Genomic DNA, 21,894 nt, shown 5'->3' on the forward strand with positions numbered 1-21,894 from the left:
TTATTAGTCTAACACCCTCATGCTCGGGCATACAATGGTACAGGCCGGGTAGGCCGCCCTTTCTTTGCCGCCTGTCCGGTCAAGGCCGAATCGTCTGCGGACGCCATTCGGCCGTCCACCCCGGAAGCAAACGCGTTTGAAAGCAAACGCCTATTATCATATTGAGGTGAACCGATGATAATGCAGACCCAGGCCGCCCGATCCGGCCCATTACGTACCATACTTATGAGCACAGGTGCTTTATTGCTGGTTGTCGCCGTTGTCCTCTCGCCCAAACAAGCCTTCGACGCTTCCATTCAGGGACTGGACATTTGGTGGAAACTGATTTTCCCCTCCATGCTGCCGTTCCTGATGTTATCTCAAATGCTGCATGCCTTCGGTTTTACCGCTGCCCTTGGCGTACTGTTCGAGCCGTTGATGAAAACATGCTTTCGTCTCCCCGGTCAGGCCGGTCTTGTTTTTGCCTTTGGCATGATCGGCGGATTCCCGGCAGGCGCAGATATGACGGCAAGGCTTGCGGAAGAGGGAAAATTAACCGACAGGCAGGCCGCAGCGCTTGCGTCATTCGCCCATTTCGCCAATCCGATGGTCATTGTATTGGTGATCGGAGCCGTATTTCTTCAGCAGCCGGCTGCCGGATATTTTCTGCTGCTCGTCCACTGGTTTAGCGCCTGGATCACGGCCATCCTCTTAAGCCGATTAACTCCGATGGCGACCAGTCAGGAAGCATCGTCTCCACAGACAACGCCGCCGCAGCACAGCCATAAAGGACCGATCGGGTCCAAAAACAGGACAGCCTCTCAGACTGCCCCAAGCTCCCTCCATCCACCAAGAAACCTCCTTCGCCGAATGCTGAATGCAGCCCGGGAGGCGCACCTTCTCGACGGCCGTTCATTCGGCAAACTGCTTGGCGATACCGTATCTCAGGCAGTGCAAACCTTGATGATGACGGGAGGTTACATCATTGTTTTTGCTGTTCTGATCCGCCTGCTCGGCTTGTTCCTGACGCCCGGCTCCCCGGTCGCGATGTGGCCCGCTTTTCTTGAGATGCACCTGGGCGCATACCATTTAAGCAAATCCCATCTGGATCAAGTCGTGCTCATTGCCTTGACCGCTGCCGTTCTCGGCTGGGGAGGGCTTTGTTCTCACCTGCAGGTATTCGCAGCATTGAAATCCATTTCCATGACGAAAGGCCACCTGTTCCGTTTTGCGGCAGCCCGCGTCCTTCATGGGCTCATTGCTTTTGGAGCTGCAGTGCTGCTATGGACGCCGTTTGCCCGATACTTCCCGGGAGCGCAAGCAACCTTCCACCCTTATGCAAATGCCGATGGCATGGACTGGTCCCAAGGATATTCCCTGTTCCGGCATTACGCCGACGGAACTTACACCTTGTGGCATGCTGTTCCGGCGGCACTTGTCATTTGGTCTGCTTTACTGCTCGCTATGGCCGTCCTGTCAGGACTGCTCCTGTGGATCAATCGCCGCGTTTCTCCCTGATTTTGCGTCGCAGCGCGATCTCCACTTCCGGCGATACAAGGTCAGTCACATCCCCTTCGTAATGGGCGATTTCCTTGACGATGCTGGAGCTTAAGTACGAATATTTGGGATTCGTCATCATAAAAATCGTTTCCGCGTCCGGGTTCAATTTGCGGTTCGTGGAAGCGATCTGCAGTTCGTATTCGAAATCGGTCACCGAGCGCACGCCGCGAACGATGGCCTGGGCATTCTTTTCCCGCACATAATTTGCCGTCAGGTCACGGAACGTATCCACCTCCACATTGGGTAAATGAGCCGTAACTTCCGCGATCAGATCCGTGCGCTCTTCAACGGTGAAAAGCGGATTTTTGCTCATATTGTTCAGAACGGCCACAATGACGCGATCAAACTGCTTGGAAGCCCGCTCGATAATATCGAGATGTCCCATCGTCACGGGATCGAAGCTCCCGGGATATACCGCAATCCGTTCGCCATTTGTTTTCGCGTTAGTCATGAGGTTGTGCCTCCTCTGTGATGTCCTCTTTCGTTTCCGCCTCGTTCGGCTCATAACGGTAGATGGAAACCGCCGTTTCGCCGTAAACCGATTTGCGCGTCTGTTCAAACGGGCCGAACTGCTCCGGATATTCATACTTGGATTCGTATTCGAGCACAATCGTCGCTTCCGGCTCCAGCAGCTCCAGATCATGCATCGTTTGCATCAGCTCGTCCCCGTTTTTCATGCGGTAAGGCGGATCCAGGAATACGAGATCAAACCGCGTGCCGCGCTTTGCCAGCGCTTTGAGTGCACGCCCCGCATCATTACGGTATACGGCGGCTTGATCCTCCAGTTTGGTTGCCTTTAGATTGGCGCGAATCGTTTCAATGCTCTTCGGTTCCAAATCAACAAAAACAGCCTTGTCCACGCCGCGGCTCAGCGCCTCGATGCCGAGACCCCCACTGCCCGCAAACAGATCCAACGCTGTACCTCCATCAAAATAAGGTCCAATCATGCTAAACAACGCTTCCTTCACCTTGTCGGTCGTCGGTCGCGTTCCCGTGCCGGGAACAGCCTTCAACGGCCTTCCTTTGGCACTTCCCGATACCACTCTCACTGACGAGTCACCTTTTCTCTATGTAAGTTTAATGATAAAGCTATCGTACCACACTCGGGAACGGTTTGAAAAATAAAAGGCCTGTCTTCCTGACAGGCAAAAAAGTGAAACTCTTTTTGGCAATGCATGTATAAAGTGTCCCTGTTCCGGCCATTCTATAATTATCGACATCAAAAGTGTCGTAGACAACCGCGGAGAAGACTTACGTTTCCCCATAAGCTCTTCGTCCGGTTTCTCCTCTCCCATGAAAGGGCGTCCCGAAAGGGGCGCCCGAATTTGTTTATGTAAACTCTTTATATGACAAGGGTTTTCCCGTTTTTCTTTATTGCTGAATTCCTGTACAATGCCGAGTTGCTGACGAATTGTTGACGATAACGTAAAATCGGCTTTTTTCGATTTTTACCGTCCATCAATATTTCGACAGCCTGTATACCGGCCATAGTACAAGCCTCAAAATCTTGCGGCCCAAATACGCGAATACAGTCGTTCCGGTCCATGAGCTGCGCTTATTCTGGATGTATTGATCGTTGATCATATAGGTTCGGGTAGAGGCAGGGCTTTTTAGCCCGAGCTTTTCCCATTCCGCCGGATCATTTGAACCTGCGAGCCTGCGAAGCATATTCGCAGACTCCTGATTGATTTTAGCCGGAATTTGCTCGTAAGCCTGAGTGATTTGTGCATGAAATTCGTCGATTGGATTGCGGCTGGCAAGGCTCTCCAAGTGGATGCTTTCGCGAAGGTAAGAAACGAATGCCAGATGCTCGGCCCAGAACTCGTCGATATAAAAAAGCCGTACCCGCTGCTCCGAAGGGCTCATCGGCAGCTCGCCTTTCAAAATGCGGAGCCGCTCCGCGTATAACATTCGCCTCTGATCCTCCACCATATCCGAATAAGCGTTCAGTTCCTGCTGGATATCGAAGTTCTGGCCCATAATCACGCGCTGAATATGGGTAATTTGGCTGCGGAGCGCCGGATCTTCAAGGGCCTCATCCTGCCTGGGAACGCGAACTGCTTTATGGGTGCCGAAGCGAAGCAATAACTCGTCTTCCAGGCTTATATAAAATACGGAAGCTCCCGGGTCGCCCTGGCGGCCGGAACGTCCGCGCAGCTGGTCGTCAATTCGCACGCTTTCGTTCACATGCGTACCCATCACGTACAACCCGCCCAGCTTGGCGACCACTTCGGCCTGTGCAGGATCGCCGCCGCCGAGCCGAATGTCGACGCCGCGTCCCGCCATATTCGTAGACACCGTTACGGCGCCGATTTCTCCCGCTTTGGCGATGATTTCGGCTTCTTTCGCATCGTTTTTCGCATTCAGAACATGGCATGGCACGCCGGCAACCGCCAGCGCCTCGGCCAGCATGTCAGACTCCTCGACGCTTGATGTACCCACAAGAATAGGGCGTCCCACCCTATGGACAGACGTGATTTCTTGTACAAGCGCCTTATATTTGGCTTCTTTATGGGTATAAATCCGGTGCGGGTGGTCAATCCGGATGTTTGGTCGATGCGGCGGAATTTGCACGACCCGCAGCGCATAAATATCTTTGAACTCCATTGCGGAAGCGTACGCTGTAGCCGTCATGCCGCAAATGCCCGGATACAGGCTAATGAAGTGTTGAATGGTAATCGTCCCGAGAACTTTCCCGCCAGCTTTCCACTCCAGCCCTTCTTTGGCGGCAAGCGCGGCGTGCAGCCCGTCCGGCAAATACCTGTTCTCGGCCACACGGCCGGTATATTCTTCGATGAGCTCGATTTCACCGTCCCGAACGATGTAATCGACGTCTTTTTTTAGTAACGACTCCACATGCAGCGCGCAATTCAATGACGTTAACAAATGGCTGTTACGGCTATCATACAAATTACCGCATCCCAGCAGCAGTTCCGCTTTCGCAACACCCGCATCATTCAAGTACACGTTCCGCCGGAACTCGTCGAAGTCGTAATGCTCTGCAGGCTGCAGCTGCCGGGCCACTTCTGCGAAAAGAATGCCCTCACTTTCGGAACCCCCCAAATCGCCGCTAATGACTAGCGGCACCCGCGCTTCATCAAGAAGCAGGGAGTCCGCCTCATCGACGATGACGTAGTGGAAAGGACGATGTACGGTATCGGCTTCGCTCAGCGCGATCGTGTCCCGCAAATAATCGAATCCCGACTCTTTAGCCGTAACATAGGTGATATCCTTGGCGTAGGCTTCCCGTTTCTCGAACAGGCTCATGCCTGCTTGGACCGAATTGACCGTTAACCCGAGGAAACGATAGATCGGGCCCATCCACACCGCATCCCGTTTTGCCAAGTAATCGTTAAACGTCAGCACATGAACGCCTTTGCCGGTCAACGCATTTAGATAAGCAGGCATAACCGCAGACAGCGTTTTTCCTTCGCCGGTATGCTGCTCGATCAAAAATCTCTCGTGCAGAGCGATGGCAGCCATGATCTGCTCATCGTAAGGCTGTAATCCGAGCTTTCTCTGCGCCGCCTCGCACACTAACGCATAAGCAGCGACAAGCAGCTCATCTAAAGGCGTGCCCGATTGTGCTTCTTTCCGCAGCCGGAGGGACTCCGCTTGAAGCTGCCCATCGTCCCATGCATGTAAATTCCGGTTCCTGATAAGCTCCACTTGATCCCGGTAGAACTTCAGCTTGTTCCGGGTAACGCGGTCTTTGAGCTTTTGCATCAACTTGACGGCTGCATTCATCGGAAATGGATCCCTCCTTCGTAGAAATACGCGAATTTACTCTACTCATCCTTTAATCTTCGTTGATACAAAACGACAGACACAATCGTTAATGCAACTGTCCATATCAAAATAATAAGGAGGGGTTTTAATACATCTCCCGTCGCAAAGCCTGTATCGCTTATACCCAGCAAATGCACCAGCTGACTGCTTGGAACATATTCCAGTACGTTGAAGATCGGATAATCATCCGCCAAAAATACACCCCATGGTGCCCCGGTGAATATGAACGCCACAGGAAGGATGGATAACGATGCATCCAGCAGTGTCTTGGAAAATAAGCCGCAGATCGTTCCGGCCGCGATGTATAGAATCATCGAAAGAATAACGGCCACTGCAAAAGCCCATATACTAGCTGGCACAAAGCCGAATATATACGTAGAAACAGCCAGAACGACAGCAGACATGATAAAGACCAGACTGCTTTTACCGATTAAAACGTCCAGGGCCGTGGCTGGAGTCATCATTAATGATCGTAAAGTGTTACGCTCCTTTTCTTCCGCAATCAAGCATGCTTGCGCGAAACAGGTCAGCAACACAAACGAAAGATTAAGAACGGTAGCGAAAGTTCCAGCCACGGAAGCTAAAGGCAAAGACGAGTCTACACCACGGATAAGAAGCGCGAGAATAATAGGGAAAATCAACATAATGGAGAGCGCATAATTGCGTGAAAACTCTTTGTAATCCTTCACAAATATCGCTCGCGCACGTTTTAATGAGATACTCACAGCAGCTCACTTCCTGTCATTTTAATAAAGATCTCACCCAGATTTGGCTCTTTCGTTTCCAAACGATCTATGAACCCTTGTTTCATCCAGTCTGCGATTAGATCAGCCGTTCCCTCATCGATCGGCAGCTCGTAGGCTTCTCCATTGATTAAGTCCACACAAAGTACGTTTTCCCGATGCTGTTTTTTAAGCTCTTTAGGCGAGCCGATGGTTTGGATTCGTCCTTGATGCAAAATCGCTACACGGTTGCATAGCCATTCTGCCTCAGCCATATCATGCGTGGTTAAAAAAATCGTTGTGCCTTTCTCATTTAAGCTGCGTAAGCCTTTATAAATATGTGCCGAGTTTACCGGATCCAAAGCGGAGGTAGGCTCATCCAAAAATAACAATTCCGGCTCATGGATCACCGCGCATGCCAACATGACACGTTGGCGCATCCCTTTCGATAAGCGATTGACTTTCTTCTTGCGCTCTCCGCTTAAGTTTACAAACTGCAGAACCTTATCGACCGAGGATTGAGGAAGATCGTATAACTTACGATACAGCTCCAGATTTTCCTCAATCGTTAATCTCTCATACAGTCCGCTGTTATCCGTTAATATGCCAAAGCGCATCTTCTGTGCAGACTGCTGCATCATCTCCGCTGGCTCGTTAAACACACTTGCCCGTCCGCTTGTCGGATGTAATTGCGCCGTCAAAATCTTGATTAATGTCGTTTTTCCTGAACCGCTCGGACCGAGGAAACCGAAAATTTCTCCTTTCGGAATGGAAAAGGACACGTCTGATAACGCATCCTTATTTCCAAATCTCTTTCGAATATGTTCCACTTGAATCACGTCCATGAACACCACTTCCTTAGCGTTGATGCCTTAAGCATATAAAGATGGCATGCCTTCAGCCATCAAAACCCGCCGAAATGTAGCTTTTATCGCCTGAATGGTACCCCGGAATGCTTGATCGGTTCGATTATTGCCCCGGAAATGATATAGGCATACGAAGTGATGTTTGCTTCGCAAACATTTCAAATGTTAAGCAGCGCTTTTAATTCCTGCAATTTGGAACGGGATAACGGAACCACCGCATCTTTACCTGTGTTTAAGCGCAAGCTGTAGCTATTTTTCGTCCATGTAATAATCTCTCTCACTTTTTGCAAGTTAACGATGTAGGATCGATGACACCTAAAAAATCCGAAATGGTTCAATCTCTGCTCAAGCTCGGTTAGCGTCAAAGCACAGATATAACTCTCTCCATCTACATGTACAACAATCGAACCATCCATACTTTCGATGTAATCGACTTCAGGCGGATCAAATAAAATCACTTTGTCATTTCTTTTCGTATAAATCTTTTGCAAAGTGATATTGGCTCGATCTTGTTCCTGTGCTTCCTGCTTATCCTCTTCCGAGTCCCGTATATCCAATGGATGAAAACCGAGCTCGTTCCATCGATAAATGGCGTCACAGGAAATCATGGCATCCTCTAAGTTCGAAGTTAACATTAAAATCTGCTTTTGTTTCGAAAGGTCATCCAAAATCCGTTTAAAATGCCGACGGTCTTCTTCCTCCAAGTAAAAATAAGGCTCCTCCAGGACAAGTGTAGGCTGATGCGCAAAAAAGACGCGCAGCAAGGTCACATACATCCTTTTCGATGAGCTTAAATCTTTGATTTTTACTTTTCGTTCTTCTTTTAAATTAAAATAATCCAGTAACGAAGCAACACGCTCGCTGCTCTCCGATACTTGGATTAAAAAATGGATCAGTTCTTCCACCGTTAAACGTATATACTCATTTTGCCCGGCTCGAAATATGTAATATTGGGAATGGTCTACGAATTGATTTATGAAAAGCTGCTTTCGCTTCAAGTCCGTTATGATGCCAATCGCTTGGTCCGAAGCCATATTTATTTCGATCTTGGATAGAAGTACTTTCCCATCATCATAGATTGGTTGAAATTGCATGCCGTCCTCCAGGTCAGTGCCGTATAGGATATTCAAAACAATTATACTGTCGAAATCCTTTTTTGTCAGTTTCTATTAGAGAATCCAACAGCAAACATGTCATGACAAAAGACGAATGGCTTCCCTTTTCAATGCGATGGAATACATCTATACTTCTGCCCAAAAATACCCCCTGAAATTTCATCGGTTAACCCAGAGGGTCCAATGTCTATTCTAAGGGGGATTCTCAAGTTTCGACGTGCTTCTATTTGTGGATTACCAAGCCAACACTTCACAGCCATCAGGAGTAACCAAGACCATGCTTTCACACTGTGCGGAGGGTTTTTGGTCTGCCGTATACATCGTCCATCCGTCCTGCTCGCTCGTATATACTTTGGCGCTTCCTACATTCAGGGCCGGTTCTATCGTAAAAATAAGACCTGGTACTAATAACATGCCTGTATTAGCTCTGCCAACATGTCCCACCCATGGCTCCTCATGCAGCTGCAAGCCGATGCCATGCCCTCCGAGTTCCCTCACCACGGAATAGCCTTGATGTTTTGCATGTTCGTTGATGACATGCCCGATATCACCAAGAAATCCCCATGGCTTCACGGCCTGTATTCCCAATTCCATACACTCTTTCGTGGTTTGCACAAGCCTCTGTTTCTCGGGGGATACGGCACCGACACAAAACATGCGAGAGGAATCGGAATAAAAGCCATGATATAAGGTGGATACATCAATATTTACGATATCCCCATCCTTTAATACCACTTTATCTGAAGGAATGCCATGACATACAACGTCATTGACCGATACGCAAACGCTCTTGGGATATCCATTGAAATTTAATTGTGCCGGCGTGCCGCCCAGTTCGATCGTTTTTTCGTGAATCAGTCGATTGATTTCTTCGGTATGGATGCCGCTCTTCACAAAATCGCCGATATAATCCAGAATAGCCGTATTGATCTTGCCGCTTTCCCGAATGCCATGGATTTGGGATACGGATTTCAGTAAATGGCGAGCGGGAACTTTGTATCCTTTTAGAGCATAACTAGTCATCCGATCTTCAATCTGGGCATGGCATTTCTTGTATTTCAGTCCACTTCCGCACCAGCACGGATTATTTCTGCCGATTTCATCCATCATTCTTAAACTCCCTGATCTGTAATTTAGGAGTGAGTGAATTACTGGTTTAACATTTATTCTGTTTATAGCGTTCCCGGTATTGCGTCGGCGTGCACTTGTATACTTTAATGAAGGCTCTTGCCAGAGCTTCTGGTGATGAGTAATTGCACCTTAGTGCCACATCCAATATTTTATCCTCGGTCGAAATAAGCAGTTGTTCCGCGCAAAGCAGCTTTCGTTTAGCTAAGTACTGTTTATACGTGATTCCAGTAAATTCGCGAAATTTGGAGGAACAGTAGTACGGAGAATAGCCTACATATGAGGACATGTTCTCCAATGACGGGTTCTGCATGACGTTATCGTCGACCCATTTAACCATCGATTCCATCGTTTGAATTGACATTTCCCTCACTCCCCAACTCATTATATCAACGGGTTTAGCCAGTTTCCTGATCTAAGTTGCAATAATGATATCGCGGGCAGTTTTTGGCATGCCAGCACCTCAGCCCTTTGGCACTCCGTTTCGCTTCCTCATGCGAAGGGCCAGGATCAGGCTCATTAACGGAAATAATACTCCTGTTGAGGTGACCAAATTTCTCCACTCCCCATACATGAGCACTTGCACAACCTGAACAATGATCACTCCAAACAAAATGATTAGCAAAATTTGATACGCATCCAACGGACGTTTGAACGCTTTTTTTGAAATGAATGGAATTAGATAATAACCAGCGAGAGCATAGAACCCAAACATCACGAAAATGCCAGCAAACGCCAAAATCGTCATCATGTCCATCTTCCATCCTCCTCCCAGTATATTTCCACCTCTTGATAATAACATGGCAACAACTCATGACTAAAGTCACGAGCTTGTCTCTGCCTACTTCGTAGACAGTGCTTGCGTTTTGCACAAGCCTTTTAGACTTATTCCTAACCGGTAGTGCAAACGCACACAGTGCTCCTACCTTAGTGTGTTGGAACATCAGGACGGTTGACCTCGCCCCTACAACAAGAGTTATACTCCTGCTGTAACTGTACCGATGTACTCGATTCCTTTGCGGTACAGATTCATGGCACCGATTCGGTCATCGTTCGAACGATAGTGGCAGGTTCGGCATTCAAAGGTATGTGTCTTTTTGTTTCGATTGGCTCGTTCAATATGTCCACATTTTGGGCAGGCTTGAGAAGTATATTTAGGGTTTACTGCGATGACGCGCTGCCCGTTCAGTTGAGCTTTATACTCCAACATTTCACGGAATTGGTGAAATGCCCAGGATACCGACACTTACCGATGGCGAACACATACTTTTTCAGTAGCGGAACGAACATGCTTTAAATTTTCGATCACAAAAAGGGTCCCCTTCGGATACGTTTCAACGAGTGCCTTGGTTACTTGATGGTTGACATCCGTAACATAACGGTTTTCTCTTGAACCGATTTGTTTGAGTCGGTTTCGATCCGATGGGGTTTGCCTCATCTGGAGTTGTTTGCGTAAGGCCTTATACTGGCCACGTTTGTGTTTCACCGTTCGTCCAGGATAAAACGTGGTCCGGCTTTGACTGTCGTAGGTTGTGGCCAGAAAATTGATTCCGAGGTCAATGCCTACAATGTGGTTGACATTCGTAAAACCTAATTCAGGGAACTCTTTGGTCATGGGAATATGTAGGAACCATTTCCTGTGTTTATACACGAATTTGGCCGTACCCCACTTCCACGTGCCGTCAAAGAAGTGCTGCATTCCTTGTTTTTTGTAGCGGAGCTTCACTCGTCCGTTTAGTGTGTTTACGCTAAACCGATCATGGTTCAAAGAATAATCTCGATTCCATACCAGATCATATTCAGGTCGTTTGAATTTGACCAAGTTCCAATCGTGCCCGTTGGATCGAGTAGATGTATATCGGGCGATGACGGTTTTGATCACCGATTGCGCCATCTGACTTTTTAAACGAAAACGACTTCGCAGCTCTCGATAATACAAGTCATTGAGTGTGCGCTGACTTAATTCTTTGGTTTGAAATACAATTGCAGAAAGATAATTACATGCTTCACAGTAGGTATGGATGGTCTTGCTGAGTATGTCTGTATGTTCAGATGGGACATAGATTTGGATTTTTGCTGTAAGGGTCGGTATCGGATTCACCTCTCTTTTATTGGAATAAGTATAACATGGTATCCAGTGAACAACGGTTAATTTTCCATGACAAATGAAGAAAGCATGGACATTCGGTTTTCGAGCTTCCGATGGTAGCCCTTATGCCGAGCGCAGTTCCTCACACGACTAAAGTCGCTTGTGCCCATGCGAAGTTATGAATAATGGAGCTTCATGGTTTAGAACAAAAACAGAGGCCTCCGTAACGGAGACCTCTCAGTCAAAACTCTATTCATTGCCGACTTCCCAAAACCGAATTACAATGCCCGAATGACAAACTCGAATTGAAGCTCGCCGTCCGACGGGATGCGGTATTCCGGATGCACCGGAGCGCCCCAGCTGTCATCGCCGCCGACGCCCATTTGTTTGCCCGCCACCGTTACAACCGTGTAGTGGACTGGCGGCAGTTCATAGGCATGCTGCGCGTTCTCCAGCTCAAAAGCCGTATACGGCGACACGTTCAGCTCGATTGGAGCTGAAGCCGCCTCGATGCGGAAACCGCGTCCGGCCGCATCCGTCAGCTTCGCCCAACGTACGCCGGTACGGTTGCCGGACTCTTGAGGCACAAGGTAAGGCGCTACCGTGTCGGCGACAGAGCTTTCGTGGATGCCTAGGCGGGCACCGAAAGCACGGTCCGCATAGTTTTCCTCAGGCCCCAATGCCAGCCACTGTACACGGTCGAACTCAGGCGATGTTTTGAATGACAGAGCGTGGATCGGAAGATCCGGCAATCCCGCTGTTCCTTGATAGGTGTTCTGTACAAGAACGCTGCCATCCGCGCGAACCGTATAAGCAACCTTTGCTTTAACTTCAGTGGAAATATTCAGCTTATACGTAAATTCGATCCGGTACTCACCCTGCTGTTGCTCGGCTTTCCATTCGATGCATTTCGGCAGCAGGCTTGCCGCATACCATGCCCCAAGCTCAAAGCCCATGGACGTTCCTTTATCGTTATCCGTCGTTGCACGCCAGAAGAGCGGTGCAGGCATCTGGGCAATCGTCTCCTGACCGGAGAACTTCAGCGATACCAGCGTTCCGAACGCTTTGGAGAACAACACCTGGGTGCTTCCCGCACGAACCCCGATGTTGACGTCGCCTTCAACCACTTGAATAGCGTTCACTTGATTCAGATCAGTGGTTACCGACGCCCCTTCAGCGGCTTCCTGCGTAAACACGAATTGACCAAATGCCACTTCGTCCCCTTTTTCCGCCCACAGCGTGGATTCACGAAGCACGAACGCCGCATTGACGGCATATTCGCCCGGTGCAAGCTGCTCGGTACCGAGCGGAAGCTCCACGAACGCTTCCTCTCCCGGAGCAACGGCTGCTTCCAATGTTCCGCTTAATACGGTGACGCCTTCGCGCTCCAGGCTGTACGTTAGCGCATATTGCGATGTATTCGCGAACAGATTGCCATTGACGATGCGCACGCCGCCGCGGTCCGGGAACAATTTGATGTTCTGGTACAGGAACTTGACTTCTTGCATTTTTGCGGTGACTTGACGGTTCGCATACACGATGCCGTCCCCGCAGAACGAATAGTCCGACGGGCGGTCGCCGAAATCGCCGCCATAGGCCAGAAACGGCTTGCCGTAACGATCCTTTTTGTAAATGGCCTGATCGATGTAATCCCAGATGAATCCGCCTTGATACATCGGGTACTTGTCTTCCAGTTCCGTGTATTTGTGCATGCCGCCGATCGAGTTGCCCATTGCATGCATGTATTCGCAGCTGATATAAGGCTTCTCCGGATTGTCGTTCAAATAGGCTTCGATATCCGCAGGTTTGGCATACATGCGCGACTCCATGTCGCTCGTGTCATTGAAGCGGCGGTCATGGAAAACGCCTTCGTAATGGACCAGCCGGGTCGGATCATACGTTCTGAAGTACTCCGAAACCTTGAAGATCACTTCGCCGCCATGGGATTCGTTGCCGCAAGACCAGATCAGGATGGATGGATGGTTTTTGTCCCGCTCTACCATGGATACGGCACGATCCATGACGATATCCAACCATTCCGGCCGGTCGCCGGGAATCACCCATGATGGCTCGACGGCACCGAGCTTTTGCCAGGATCCATGCGTTTCAAGATTCATTTCGTCGATCACGTACACGCCGTATTCATCACACAGCTCGTACCACAAACTTTGGTTCGGGTAGTGGGAGGTACGCACCGCATTCATGTTGTTTTGCTTGATGGTCCGAATGTCCCACAGCATGTCTTCCTTGGTGATGGCCCGGCCGCGATGCGGGTTGAACTCATGACGGTTCACGCCTTTGAAGACGATTCGTTTGCCGTTGATGTGCATCACCTTGTCGATCATTTCGAATACGCGGAAGCCGACGGCTTGAGGCACCACTTCAACGAGTTCCCCGGCCGAGTCGTATACACGCAGGTATAAACGATACAAGTAAGGAATTTCCGCACTCCACAGGTTTACCTCACCGACTTCTTTGCGTACGGAAGCCTGGCCATCTTGTACATTCACGCCAAACGTTTGAACCACATTTCCCTGTGCGTCGCGCAATTCAGCCTCCACGCGAGCGCCTGCAGCCGCTGCTCCCTCAAGCTTCAGGTCCAGCTGCAACGTACCTTGGGTGTAGGATGCATCGAGGTCTGTGCGCACGCGAACATCCCGGATATGCGCAGCTGGAACCGTGTACAGGTACACTTCGCGGAAAATGCCAGAGAAACGCCAGAAATCCTGATCTTCCAGCCAGCTTCCCGTACTCCGCTGGTACACTTCGACGGCCAGTTTGTTCTCGCCCTCTTGGAGGAATGGCGTCAGGTCAAAATCGGATGGCGTAAAACTATCTTCGCCGTAACCGACGAAGTGGCCATTTAACCAAACGTAAAAGGCCGACTCCACGCCTTGGAACGAAATATATACAGGGCTGTTTCCCCAACCTGCCGGCAGGTGGAACGTCCGGATGTAGCTGCCCACCGCATTGTTGTCTTCCGGTAGAGCCGGTGGACGCAATTCATTCAAGCCGTCCCATGGGTATTGGGTGTTCACGTATTGAATTTGGCCGTAGCCTTGCAGCTGGATATGTCCGGGTACTTCAATGTCATCCCATCCATCGCTGGAGAAATCGGCTGCATAGAAATGCTCCGGACGGCAATCCGGACGAACCGCGTAGTTGAACTTCCACATGCCGTTCAGGCTGTAGCGCATGTCCATTTCATCCGACTTCAATGCCTCTTCCATTGTTCGATAATATCGATGGTCCGAATAAGCCTTCAAACGGTTTACCTCGAATACGCTTACATCGCCGAGCCATTTCAAATCTGCCTTTGCTGCTTTCATCGACTCTCTCCCTCTCCATCTTTTGAACTTATTAAATGTTTGGAACGATAATCCTTACATGCAAACAGAAAGGCAGAGAAACGCCATAGGTGGCGTTCTCCCCTCTCTCTGCAATCTTGGAAGCGGTTGCTGCCACGATACCATTATTTCACAGACCCGACCATGCCCGCCACAAAATGTTTTTGCATCAGGAAGAATACGATGGCCGTCGGCAATGTCGCAATAACGATCGCTGTCATGATGACCCCGTAATCCGGCGCGTAGCTTGAACCCAGATTGGAGATCAGGAGCGGGATCGTTTGCTGATCCGGCGTTTGCAGCACGATGAGCGGCCATAAATAGTTGTTCCAGCTGCTCATGAACGTGATGATTGCCGCAGCGGCATAACTTGTTTTCATCGTTGGCAAATAAATTTTCAGGAAAATGCCGAGTTCGGTCAAACCGTCGATGCGTCCGGCTTCCAGCATTTCTTTCGGAAACATCTTGGTGTTTTGACGGAAGAAAAAGATCAGGAATGCCGTTGTGATGGTCGGCAAAATGACGGCCGCCATCGTGTTGATGCCGATACCCGGCGCAATGCCGGAAATGCTGGCAAACATGCGGTACAGCGGTACCATGATCGCAGCGAACGGAAGCATCATGGACAACAGCAAGATGTTGAATACGATATCCCGCGACTTGGAACGGAAGATTTCAAATCCGTATCCGGCCATGGAACCGATCAGCAGAGCCAGCACCGTCGTAACAATGGCGATAATGGCCGAGTTGCCGAGCGCCTGCAGCAGATTAGTTTCATCCATAAGTTTGTTCAAGTTCTCGATAAAGAAGGAACCCGGTAGCAATTTGCCCTTCGTAACGTCAACCGAAGCATTGGTGGAGCTGACAACCATCCAGAAAAACGGGAAGATCGACACAAATGCCGCAATCGTCAGGAACAGATAGATAAAGAAGCGTTTCACTTTCAATTTAGCCATTTCGGTCACCTGCCACTTTGAACTGGATAAAGGACAACACAATGATGATCAGAACGATGGAATACGATACGGTTGCCGCATATCCGAAGTCCGGCGAATATTTGAACGAAAGGTTGTAGATGTACTGGGAGATCGACATGGTCGCGTTACCCGGACCACCTTTCGTAATATTCATGATTTCGTCGAAGAGCTGCAGCGTACCGATTGTCGACGTAATCGAAGTGAACAGAATGATCGGTTTCAGCAGTGGAACGGTAATTTTGAAAAATTGCGTGAAGGCATTCGCGCCGTCGATCCGGGCAGCCTCATAAATGGATTGGTCGATGTTTTGCAGCGACGACAGATAGAAAATCATGTTATATCCGGTCCAACGCCATGTGATGGCGATAATGATCGTAATTTTGGCCCAGAACGGGTCGGTAATCCATTGAATCGGTTCGCCGATGATGTGCAATCCCATCAGGAACTGGTTCACCATGCCGTCCGGTGCGAACAAATATTTGAATACCACAGAGTAAGCTACCAGCGAGGTAACGCAAGGCAAGAAGATGGCCACGCGGAAAAAGCTGCGAAATTTGAGCGTGCTGTCATTCAACAGAACGGAAATGAACAAACCGAGAATGATCATGATCGGTACTTGAATAATCAGGTAAATAAACGTGTTGGATAGCGCTGTCCGGAACGTGGTGTCGATGAACAACCGTTTGTAGTTGCTCAGGCCCGAATATTCGAGGTTGGCACCCGCACCCGACTTAAAAGATAAGAGCAGTGCCTGAATCATCGGATAGAAATAAAACACGAGGATCCCGATGGCAGCAAGCGCGATAAAAGCCCATCCAGTCAAATTGCTTTTTTTATGGAGACTGTCTCCCGTATTCATGGCTTTCACAGTATGGCTCCTCTCTCTCCATGCAGCATGCATAAAACCCATGGAGCCTCCACCGAGGTCCGGTCGGCGGTTGGCTTGCCAGACGGTGGAACGGCTCCGATGCTTCCTTGGGTTTTATGAGTTACCGTGGATCATCTTAATTGAATTGTGCTTCTGCTTGTTTCTGCGCGTCTGCCAGAACGTCATCGATGCTTTTGCCGTTCAGGTAGTTTTGCATTTCGACAACCAGAATGTCCTCGATGCCGTAAGTGTTAATGCCGTAGTTTACGTTAGGAATTTCTGTCGTCCATTTTGCGAAGTCCGCAAAGATTTTTTGACCGCCGAAGTATTCGTCGGCTTTGTTGAACGCTTCGCCTTCGGCAGCCGGTTTGTACGTGCCGATAGCACCGATGTTGTTAAGCAGCGTTTGATACAGGTCTTTGTCGGAACCGAAGGTTTTGCTCAGGAAATCAACGGCTTGATCTGCGCCAGGCACGTTGTTCATCACATACCAGGAACTGCCGCCCAAGTTGGAGGCATGAACCGAATTGGCTTGGCCAGCCATTTTCGGCATCGGAGCAACAGCCCATTTGCCGGATTGGGAAGCCTCTTGTTTGATGGAAGGTGTAATCCAGTTGCCTGTCGGTACGGTAGCCACGTCGCCGCTGTTAAAGCCAGCTACGAATTGGCTCCAGTCGGAGTGCAGGCGCACGATGTTGGCATCCATCATTTTTTTGTACGTTTCGAATGCTTCTTTCAGCGCGGCGTTGCCAGCCAGATCCGGCGTTTTGCCATCTGCTTTGGAGTACCAGGAACCGGCGGACTGGATCATCATGCGAAGGATGCCCAGATCGTTCGGGTCCAGGGACAGCATTTGTTTGCCTGTTTTGGCTTTGACGTCTTCACCGATTTTGATGTAGTCGTCCCAAGTGATGTTTTGCAAATCTTCGGCTTTGTAGCCCGCTTGCTCCAGCAAATCGGTTCTGTAGAACAGACCCGCTACGCCGGAATCGAACGGTACGCCGTATTGTTTGCCGTCCGCCGAAGTTGGCCCGAGCTTATAGTCTGCAAAATCGGATACGTTGATTGCCGAGCCGATTTCCTTGAAGGCATCCGGATAAGCGTTCAGGAAGCTGTGAGCGCGGTAGTCCTCGATCAGCACGATGTTCGGAAGTCCGTTGCTCGTTCCGGAGTTCAAGCCAGTGTTCAGCTTTTGGATAATATCCGCTTGCGCATATTCGATAATGTTGATTTTCAGATCAGGATTCTGTTTCTCGTAAGCTGTTTTGGCTTCATTCAACGCTGCAACGTTAAAGGCTTTATCCCAAGCCCAGATCGTGATTTCGTTAGCGCTCTTTCCGCCTTCGCCGCCTGATGCGTTGCCCCCTCCACCGCCAGACGAACATGCGGACAGCAGCAGCACAGTAACCAGCATCAATACCCACATTTTTTTCAAACCGTTCAACTCCCCTTTAACCTCATTATGTGTAGTGATTTTTGTGTTATTTGAAAGCGTTTGCTTTCTATGCATTTATCTTATCATCCCCTTTTCGCGATTCGTTAGTAATAATTTTGTGCGGATTTGTCATCCTATCGCCTCAATGAAAGCACTTCCAGAAAACGCTTGCATTAAATTTGTTTTTTTGTAATTTCTTTTGATCTTGGAATTTGTACATCTGAAAATAGTACAAAAAAGGGTGCCCAATCCGCTGCTCGCCACTGACCTGCAAACTTCTAAAGACCAGACGCTGTTCTAAAAGCCATAAAAAAAGCCCATCTGCATGTTCTGCAAATGGGCTCCCGGCTTCCTTCTAGGCAATTAATACGTTTGGTTCAGCCGCCAATGAGCGGAAGTGTCACGGTCACTCTTGTTCCTTCTCCCGGTTTGCTCATGATGGTCACGCCGTATGGCGGTCCATACATCAGCTCGATGCGGTCATGCACGTTGCGTATGCCGATTCCGCTGAACAGCTGCCGGTTGTTTTTGGGATTGGGCAATGCTTCGCCCATCGTCAATCCTTCAATGCCGTCCCCGTTGTCCATAATCTCGCAGATCAGCGATTCCCCGTCCTTCGATACCATCACGTGAATGGTTCCGGTTTCTTTGCGGATGAAGGCATGGAAAAAGGCATTTTCGATAAAGGGCTGGATAACCAGCTTCGGCACATGGTATTGCGTGCAATCCGGAGCGATGTAGAAGGCTGCCTTGATCCGTCCGCCGTATCGCACATGATTGATGAAGACGTAGTTTTTCAACGTTTCGACTTCTTGTTCCACCGTCACGGTCTCGCTCGCATCGCTGATCGTGTTCTGCAGCAGGGAAATGAGCGCATGGATCGTCTCTGCCGCCCGGTCCTTGTTCCCTTGCTGGACCAGCACCTTCACCGAGGCCAACGTATTGTATAGAAAATGCGGATTGATTTGGCTCTGCAATGCGGCCAGCTCGGCGTTGCGCTGTTCGCGCTGGGTCTGGACCAGCTGGTCCACATAATCATGCAGCTCGTCAAGCATGTAATTGTAAGCATGGCTAAGCTGCCGGCTCTCATAACTGCCGCTTACGGGAATATAGTTATCCAGATCGCTTTTCGTGATGTTTGACATCTGTTTGACTAACCTGCGGAGCGACTTGGTCATCTGATTGGTAATCAGAAATACAAGGATAAGGGCAACCGCAACGATGGCGGCGCAAATCAGGGCAATCGCCTTCATGTTCAACAGCTGACCCATCGACTCTTCCTTATCCACCACGTTGACGATATAGAATCGGTAAAAAGGCAGGTACTCGGACAACACGATGCTGTCCTGATCCATCACCCGCGCGTTGATGCCGCTGCTCAAGCCTTCATTGTATATTTTCCGGGCATGGCTCAGCAAGTCCAGCTCCCTCGTGCCAATCCATTCTTCACGATTGGATGAAACGATCTCGCCCTTTTCGTTCAGGATGACGACGTCATTGCCCCTGCTCGTAAAACTGCCGTAAAACTGGCGAAACACACTCTCGCGCATCGTGACGTAGAGCGTACCGTAAATGCGGCCCTGAGAACGGTCCGCAAGCGCTTTGGTCGCTGAAATCATCTGCTCTGTCCCGGAATTGCTCTCTCTCGTAAAATCGTCAAAAATGATGCGGTTCGGTGTGTTTGCCGCCTCACGCGTAATCGGGTGGTCCTTCAATACGTCCTTGAACATCGTATATTGCAATTGGTCCGTCGAATATGTCCGCCCATTGATACCGCCAATGGTAATGCCCACCTCGTAACTCCCGGTGATGGACTGCACCCGATCCATCGTCTCCCTCATGTTGTAGTAGGATTTGGCCATGGACAGCGAATCCCCGTCCCCTTCGGTCAAATAAGCGCGGATCGCCCCGCTTTGGCTGACGTTGTTGGACACCGCCGCGATCGCATCATTGAATGATTCGAAATTGGCCTTGATTTGGCTGAGCACCTTCGAATTCGTAATGCTGAACGTTTCGGTAAACAGTTTGGTAGACATGTGAATGGTCGTATACAGAATCAGGACGGATACGAGGACGATGCTGACGACCATGACCAGGATCAGCTTCGGAAACAGGCCAAGGCGGGAAAAACCGTTCATCCATTTCTTCATAGTCCATTCCTTCTGACGTTATGCCCAAAATTTGCGACGGTATCGGCTTGGCGATTGTCCTGTGAATTTCTTGAATACTTTGCAAAAATAACTATGGTCCGAATATCCCACCATGCTGCTGATTTCGGAAATAGTGACATCCCCGTTGCGAAGAAGCTCTTCCGCCTTTTCGATCCGGATTTTGTTCAAATATTCGTTGAAACCCTCTTTTTGGTGGGAAGAAAAATAACTCGACAAATAGGATGGATTAAAGTGGAAATGCTTGGCGACGTCGGCAAGGCCGAGCGGCTGGTCATAATGCTGATGCATATACTCCAGCAGCATGCTCATATTGGGATCGCTGCGTTTTCTCCCGCCGCCTTGCAGGCATTCTTCCACTTCCAGCATGAACTTTTCGAGCACGTCCAACGCCTCGTTCAAACTGGATGCTCCGTCCACATTTTTGAAGTAGGCATACTTGCTCTCGTCAAGCGAACCGGACTGTACGTCCAGATCCGCCAGTGCGATGGTTACGTTAAAGATCAGGTTGCCCAAAAAGGACTTGATCTCGAATACGTCCGCGATGTAATCGCGTCCGAGCGACTGCGCATATTGCTTTAAATACTCCCGGGCCGCTTCCGTGCGGTTCCGTCTGACGTGCTGGACAAACATGTTTACGTTAAACTGGTAACCGGCAGGATGCAGCGCTGGCAGATCGGTTTCTACCAATATGGCCTGATGCTCATAATAAAAGCGGTATTCCAGCAGCTTCAGCAGACGATCCCGGTAAACGGCTCCCATATGCTGAATGGACGGAAAACGGTCGGTCAGCACCCAAGCAGGAGCGTTCACACCAGCCCCCGAACCCAATGCCAATTGCCTGATCTGTTTCACCAGGCTTTCGTCGAGGGACGCTTCCGTATTCAAAATGAAGACAGGCATTTCCCCTTCTGCGGGGAGGAGGGAAATCACCGCATCCGGCAAAGATTTCCGCAGTCCGGATTCTGCATATTCCCGGCCCGTCAAGGCACCGGCCTGCCGAAGCGATTCTTCGGGCCACGGACACGCAAGCAAGCGAAAAGACCCATGCGGAAACGCTTCGTTGACCACATCCAGTTCCGCATCTTCCTCCAGCGTGAATCCGGACAGCATTTTCTCCATCAAATGGCCGATTCTCCACCCTTCCTCGGCGGGCTCGAATTGCAATTCCGGAATTTTGCCCGCAGTCCGCTGCAGCACCTCCAACAATTCATTGGTGTCCAGCTTTGGTTTCAAAATATAATCTGCGGCCCCGTGCTGAAGCGTTGAACGAACATATTCGAATTCGCTGAAGCTGCTGAGTACGATCACTTCGATCTGCGGATGATTGGCTTTCAGCGTACGCACGAATGCCTCGCCGTCCATAACCGGCATGACAATATCCGTAATAACGATGTCCGGCATCAACCTGCGGACCTGTTCAAGCGCCTCTTCGCCGTTGGAGGCCTCGCCCACGATCTGAAACCCTTCGGCCTCCCAATTCATGTGATGCTTGATGCCCTGCCTTACGAGAAATTCATCGTCCACAATCAGTACCTTGCACAAACGGTTCATGATCGCGACCCCCTTATTCTAGTGTTTCCTCTATGTCTCTGCGGATACTCGTTTCTACGCTATAGAAACCACAGATAAACCCCACCGGGCCACAGCGAGAGCAGTACCATCTTCCCTCAAGCGAACGCTTCACTTCTCCAGATTGGTGCTGCCTCCGTTTCTGTTAGCGGTTACAATATGTTCAAAATCCGATACCAAGTCGGTATATCTTGTTATATCCCAAAATATTCGTTTAAGCAATGGGATTAAGATTGGATCGAGCCGTCCGGAAGACTCTGGAACACGGCAATCTGCATG

16 protein-coding genes and 1 pseudogene are annotated in these 21,894 nt (G+C 49.7%); 1 reads left to right on the plus strand and 16 read right to left on the minus strand.

What is annotated here, in order from left to right:
* Nucleotides 1-174 precede the first annotated feature (174 nt).
* The gene (locus RSX24_RS02255) at nt 175-1,497 is read left to right on the plus strand and encodes a nucleoside recognition domain-containing protein (RefSeq protein ID WP_343259543.1); all 1,323 of its coding nucleotides are present in this window, start codon (nt 175-177) and stop codon (nt 1,495-1,497) included.
* Here RSX24_RS02255 and coaD read toward each other — a convergent pair.
* The 16 genes and pseudogenes from coaD to RSX24_RS02335 form a co-directional block, all read right to left on the minus strand.
* Entirely contained in the window at nt 1,475-1,990 is a 516-nt protein-coding gene (coaD, locus tag RSX24_RS02260) for a pantetheine-phosphate adenylyltransferase (protein ID WP_236417856.1), read from the minus strand. The two genes, RSX24_RS02255 and coaD, sit on opposite strands and share 23 nt — an antisense overlap.
* A complete protein-coding gene (rsmD, locus tag RSX24_RS02265; protein ID WP_236417862.1) occupies nt 1,983-2,588 on the minus strand; it encodes a 16S rRNA (guanine(966)-N(2))-methyltransferase RsmD in 606 nt (201 codons plus the stop codon). Before rsmD ends, coaD begins: the two co-directional genes overlap by 8 nt.
* A gap of 409 nt (nt 2,589-2,997) precedes the next feature.
* Nucleotides 2,998-5,286, minus strand: a complete 2,289-nt coding sequence (locus RSX24_RS02270; RefSeq protein ID WP_343259544.1) for a preprotein translocase subunit SecA — start codon at nt 5,284-5,286, stop codon at nt 2,998-3,000.
* Nucleotides 5,287-5,327: 41 nt separating this feature from the next.
* The gene (locus RSX24_RS02275; RefSeq protein ID WP_343259545.1) at nt 5,328-6,053 is read right to left on the minus strand and encodes an ABC transporter permease; all 726 of its coding nucleotides are present in this window, start codon (nt 6,051-6,053) and stop codon (nt 5,328-5,330) included.
* A complete protein-coding gene (locus RSX24_RS02280) occupies nt 6,050-6,895 on the minus strand; it encodes an ABC transporter ATP-binding protein (protein WP_343259546.1) in 846 nt (281 codons plus the stop codon). The genes RSX24_RS02275 and RSX24_RS02280 overlap by 4 nt, the downstream gene beginning before the upstream one ends.
* A 179-nt stretch (nt 6,896-7,074) precedes the next feature.
* On the minus strand, nt 7,075-8,010 hold the full coding sequence (locus RSX24_RS02285) for a LytTR family transcriptional regulator DNA-binding domain-containing protein (RefSeq protein WP_343259547.1): 936 nt from the start codon (nt 8,008-8,010) through the stop codon (nt 7,075-7,077).
* A 255-nt stretch (nt 8,011-8,265) separates the two neighbouring features.
* A complete protein-coding gene (locus RSX24_RS02290; RefSeq protein WP_343259548.1) occupies nt 8,266-9,141 on the minus strand; it encodes a methionyl aminopeptidase in 876 nt (291 codons plus the stop codon).
* Between the two features lie 46 nt (nt 9,142-9,187).
* A complete protein-coding gene (locus RSX24_RS02295) occupies nt 9,188-9,523 on the minus strand; it encodes a helix-turn-helix domain-containing protein (RefSeq protein ID WP_339277401.1) in 336 nt (111 codons plus the stop codon).
* A gap of 99 nt (nt 9,524-9,622) precedes the next feature.
* Complete coding sequence (locus tag RSX24_RS02300; RefSeq protein WP_343259549.1) at nt 9,623-9,916, minus strand: hypothetical protein; 294 nt, start codon at nt 9,914-9,916, stop codon at nt 9,623-9,625.
* A 219-nt stretch (nt 9,917-10,135) separates the two neighbouring features.
* A pseudogene (locus RSX24_RS02305) lies at nt 10,136-11,251 on the minus strand (RNA-guided endonuclease InsQ/TnpB family protein).
* Between the two features lie 275 nt (nt 11,252-11,526).
* On the minus strand, nt 11,527-14,577 hold the full coding sequence (gene lacZ, locus RSX24_RS02310) for a beta-galactosidase, LacZ type (RefSeq protein ID WP_343259550.1): 3,051 nt from the start codon (nt 14,575-14,577) through the stop codon (nt 11,527-11,529).
* A gap of 143 nt (nt 14,578-14,720) precedes the next feature.
* Nucleotides 14,721-15,551: a carbohydrate ABC transporter permease gene (locus tag RSX24_RS02315; protein ID WP_236417878.1), complete on the minus strand. Its 831-nt coding sequence runs from the start codon at nt 15,549-15,551 to the stop codon at nt 14,721-14,723.
* Complete coding sequence (locus RSX24_RS02320) at nt 15,544-16,431, minus strand: carbohydrate ABC transporter permease (RefSeq protein WP_236418479.1); 888 nt, start codon at nt 16,429-16,431, stop codon at nt 15,544-15,546. The genes RSX24_RS02315 and RSX24_RS02320 overlap by 8 nt, the downstream gene beginning before the upstream one ends.
* Before the next feature lie 145 nt (nt 16,432-16,576).
* Nucleotides 16,577-17,875 carry an extracellular solute-binding protein gene (locus tag RSX24_RS02325; protein WP_438286752.1) on the minus strand — a complete coding sequence of 433 codons (1,299 nt, stop codon included), beginning with the start codon at nt 17,873-17,875 and terminating at the stop codon, nt 16,577-16,579.
* A gap of 377 nt (nt 17,876-18,252) precedes the next feature.
* Nucleotides 18,253-20,025, minus strand: coding sequence for a sensor histidine kinase (locus RSX24_RS02330; RefSeq protein ID WP_343259551.1), 1,773 nt, complete (start codon nt 20,023-20,025; stop codon nt 18,253-18,255).
* Nucleotides 20,026-20,043: 18 nt separating this feature from the next.
* Complete coding sequence (locus RSX24_RS02335) at nt 20,044-21,597, minus strand: response regulator transcription factor (protein ID WP_236417883.1); 1,554 nt, start codon at nt 21,595-21,597, stop codon at nt 20,044-20,046.
* Between the last annotated feature and the right edge of the window lie 297 nt (nt 21,598-21,894).

It is taken from the genome of Paenibacillus hubeiensis (assembly GCF_032334105.1).
In the GTDB taxonomy this organism is placed as follows: domain Bacteria; phylum Bacillota; class Bacilli; order Paenibacillales; family Paenibacillaceae; genus Paenibacillus; species Paenibacillus hubeiensis.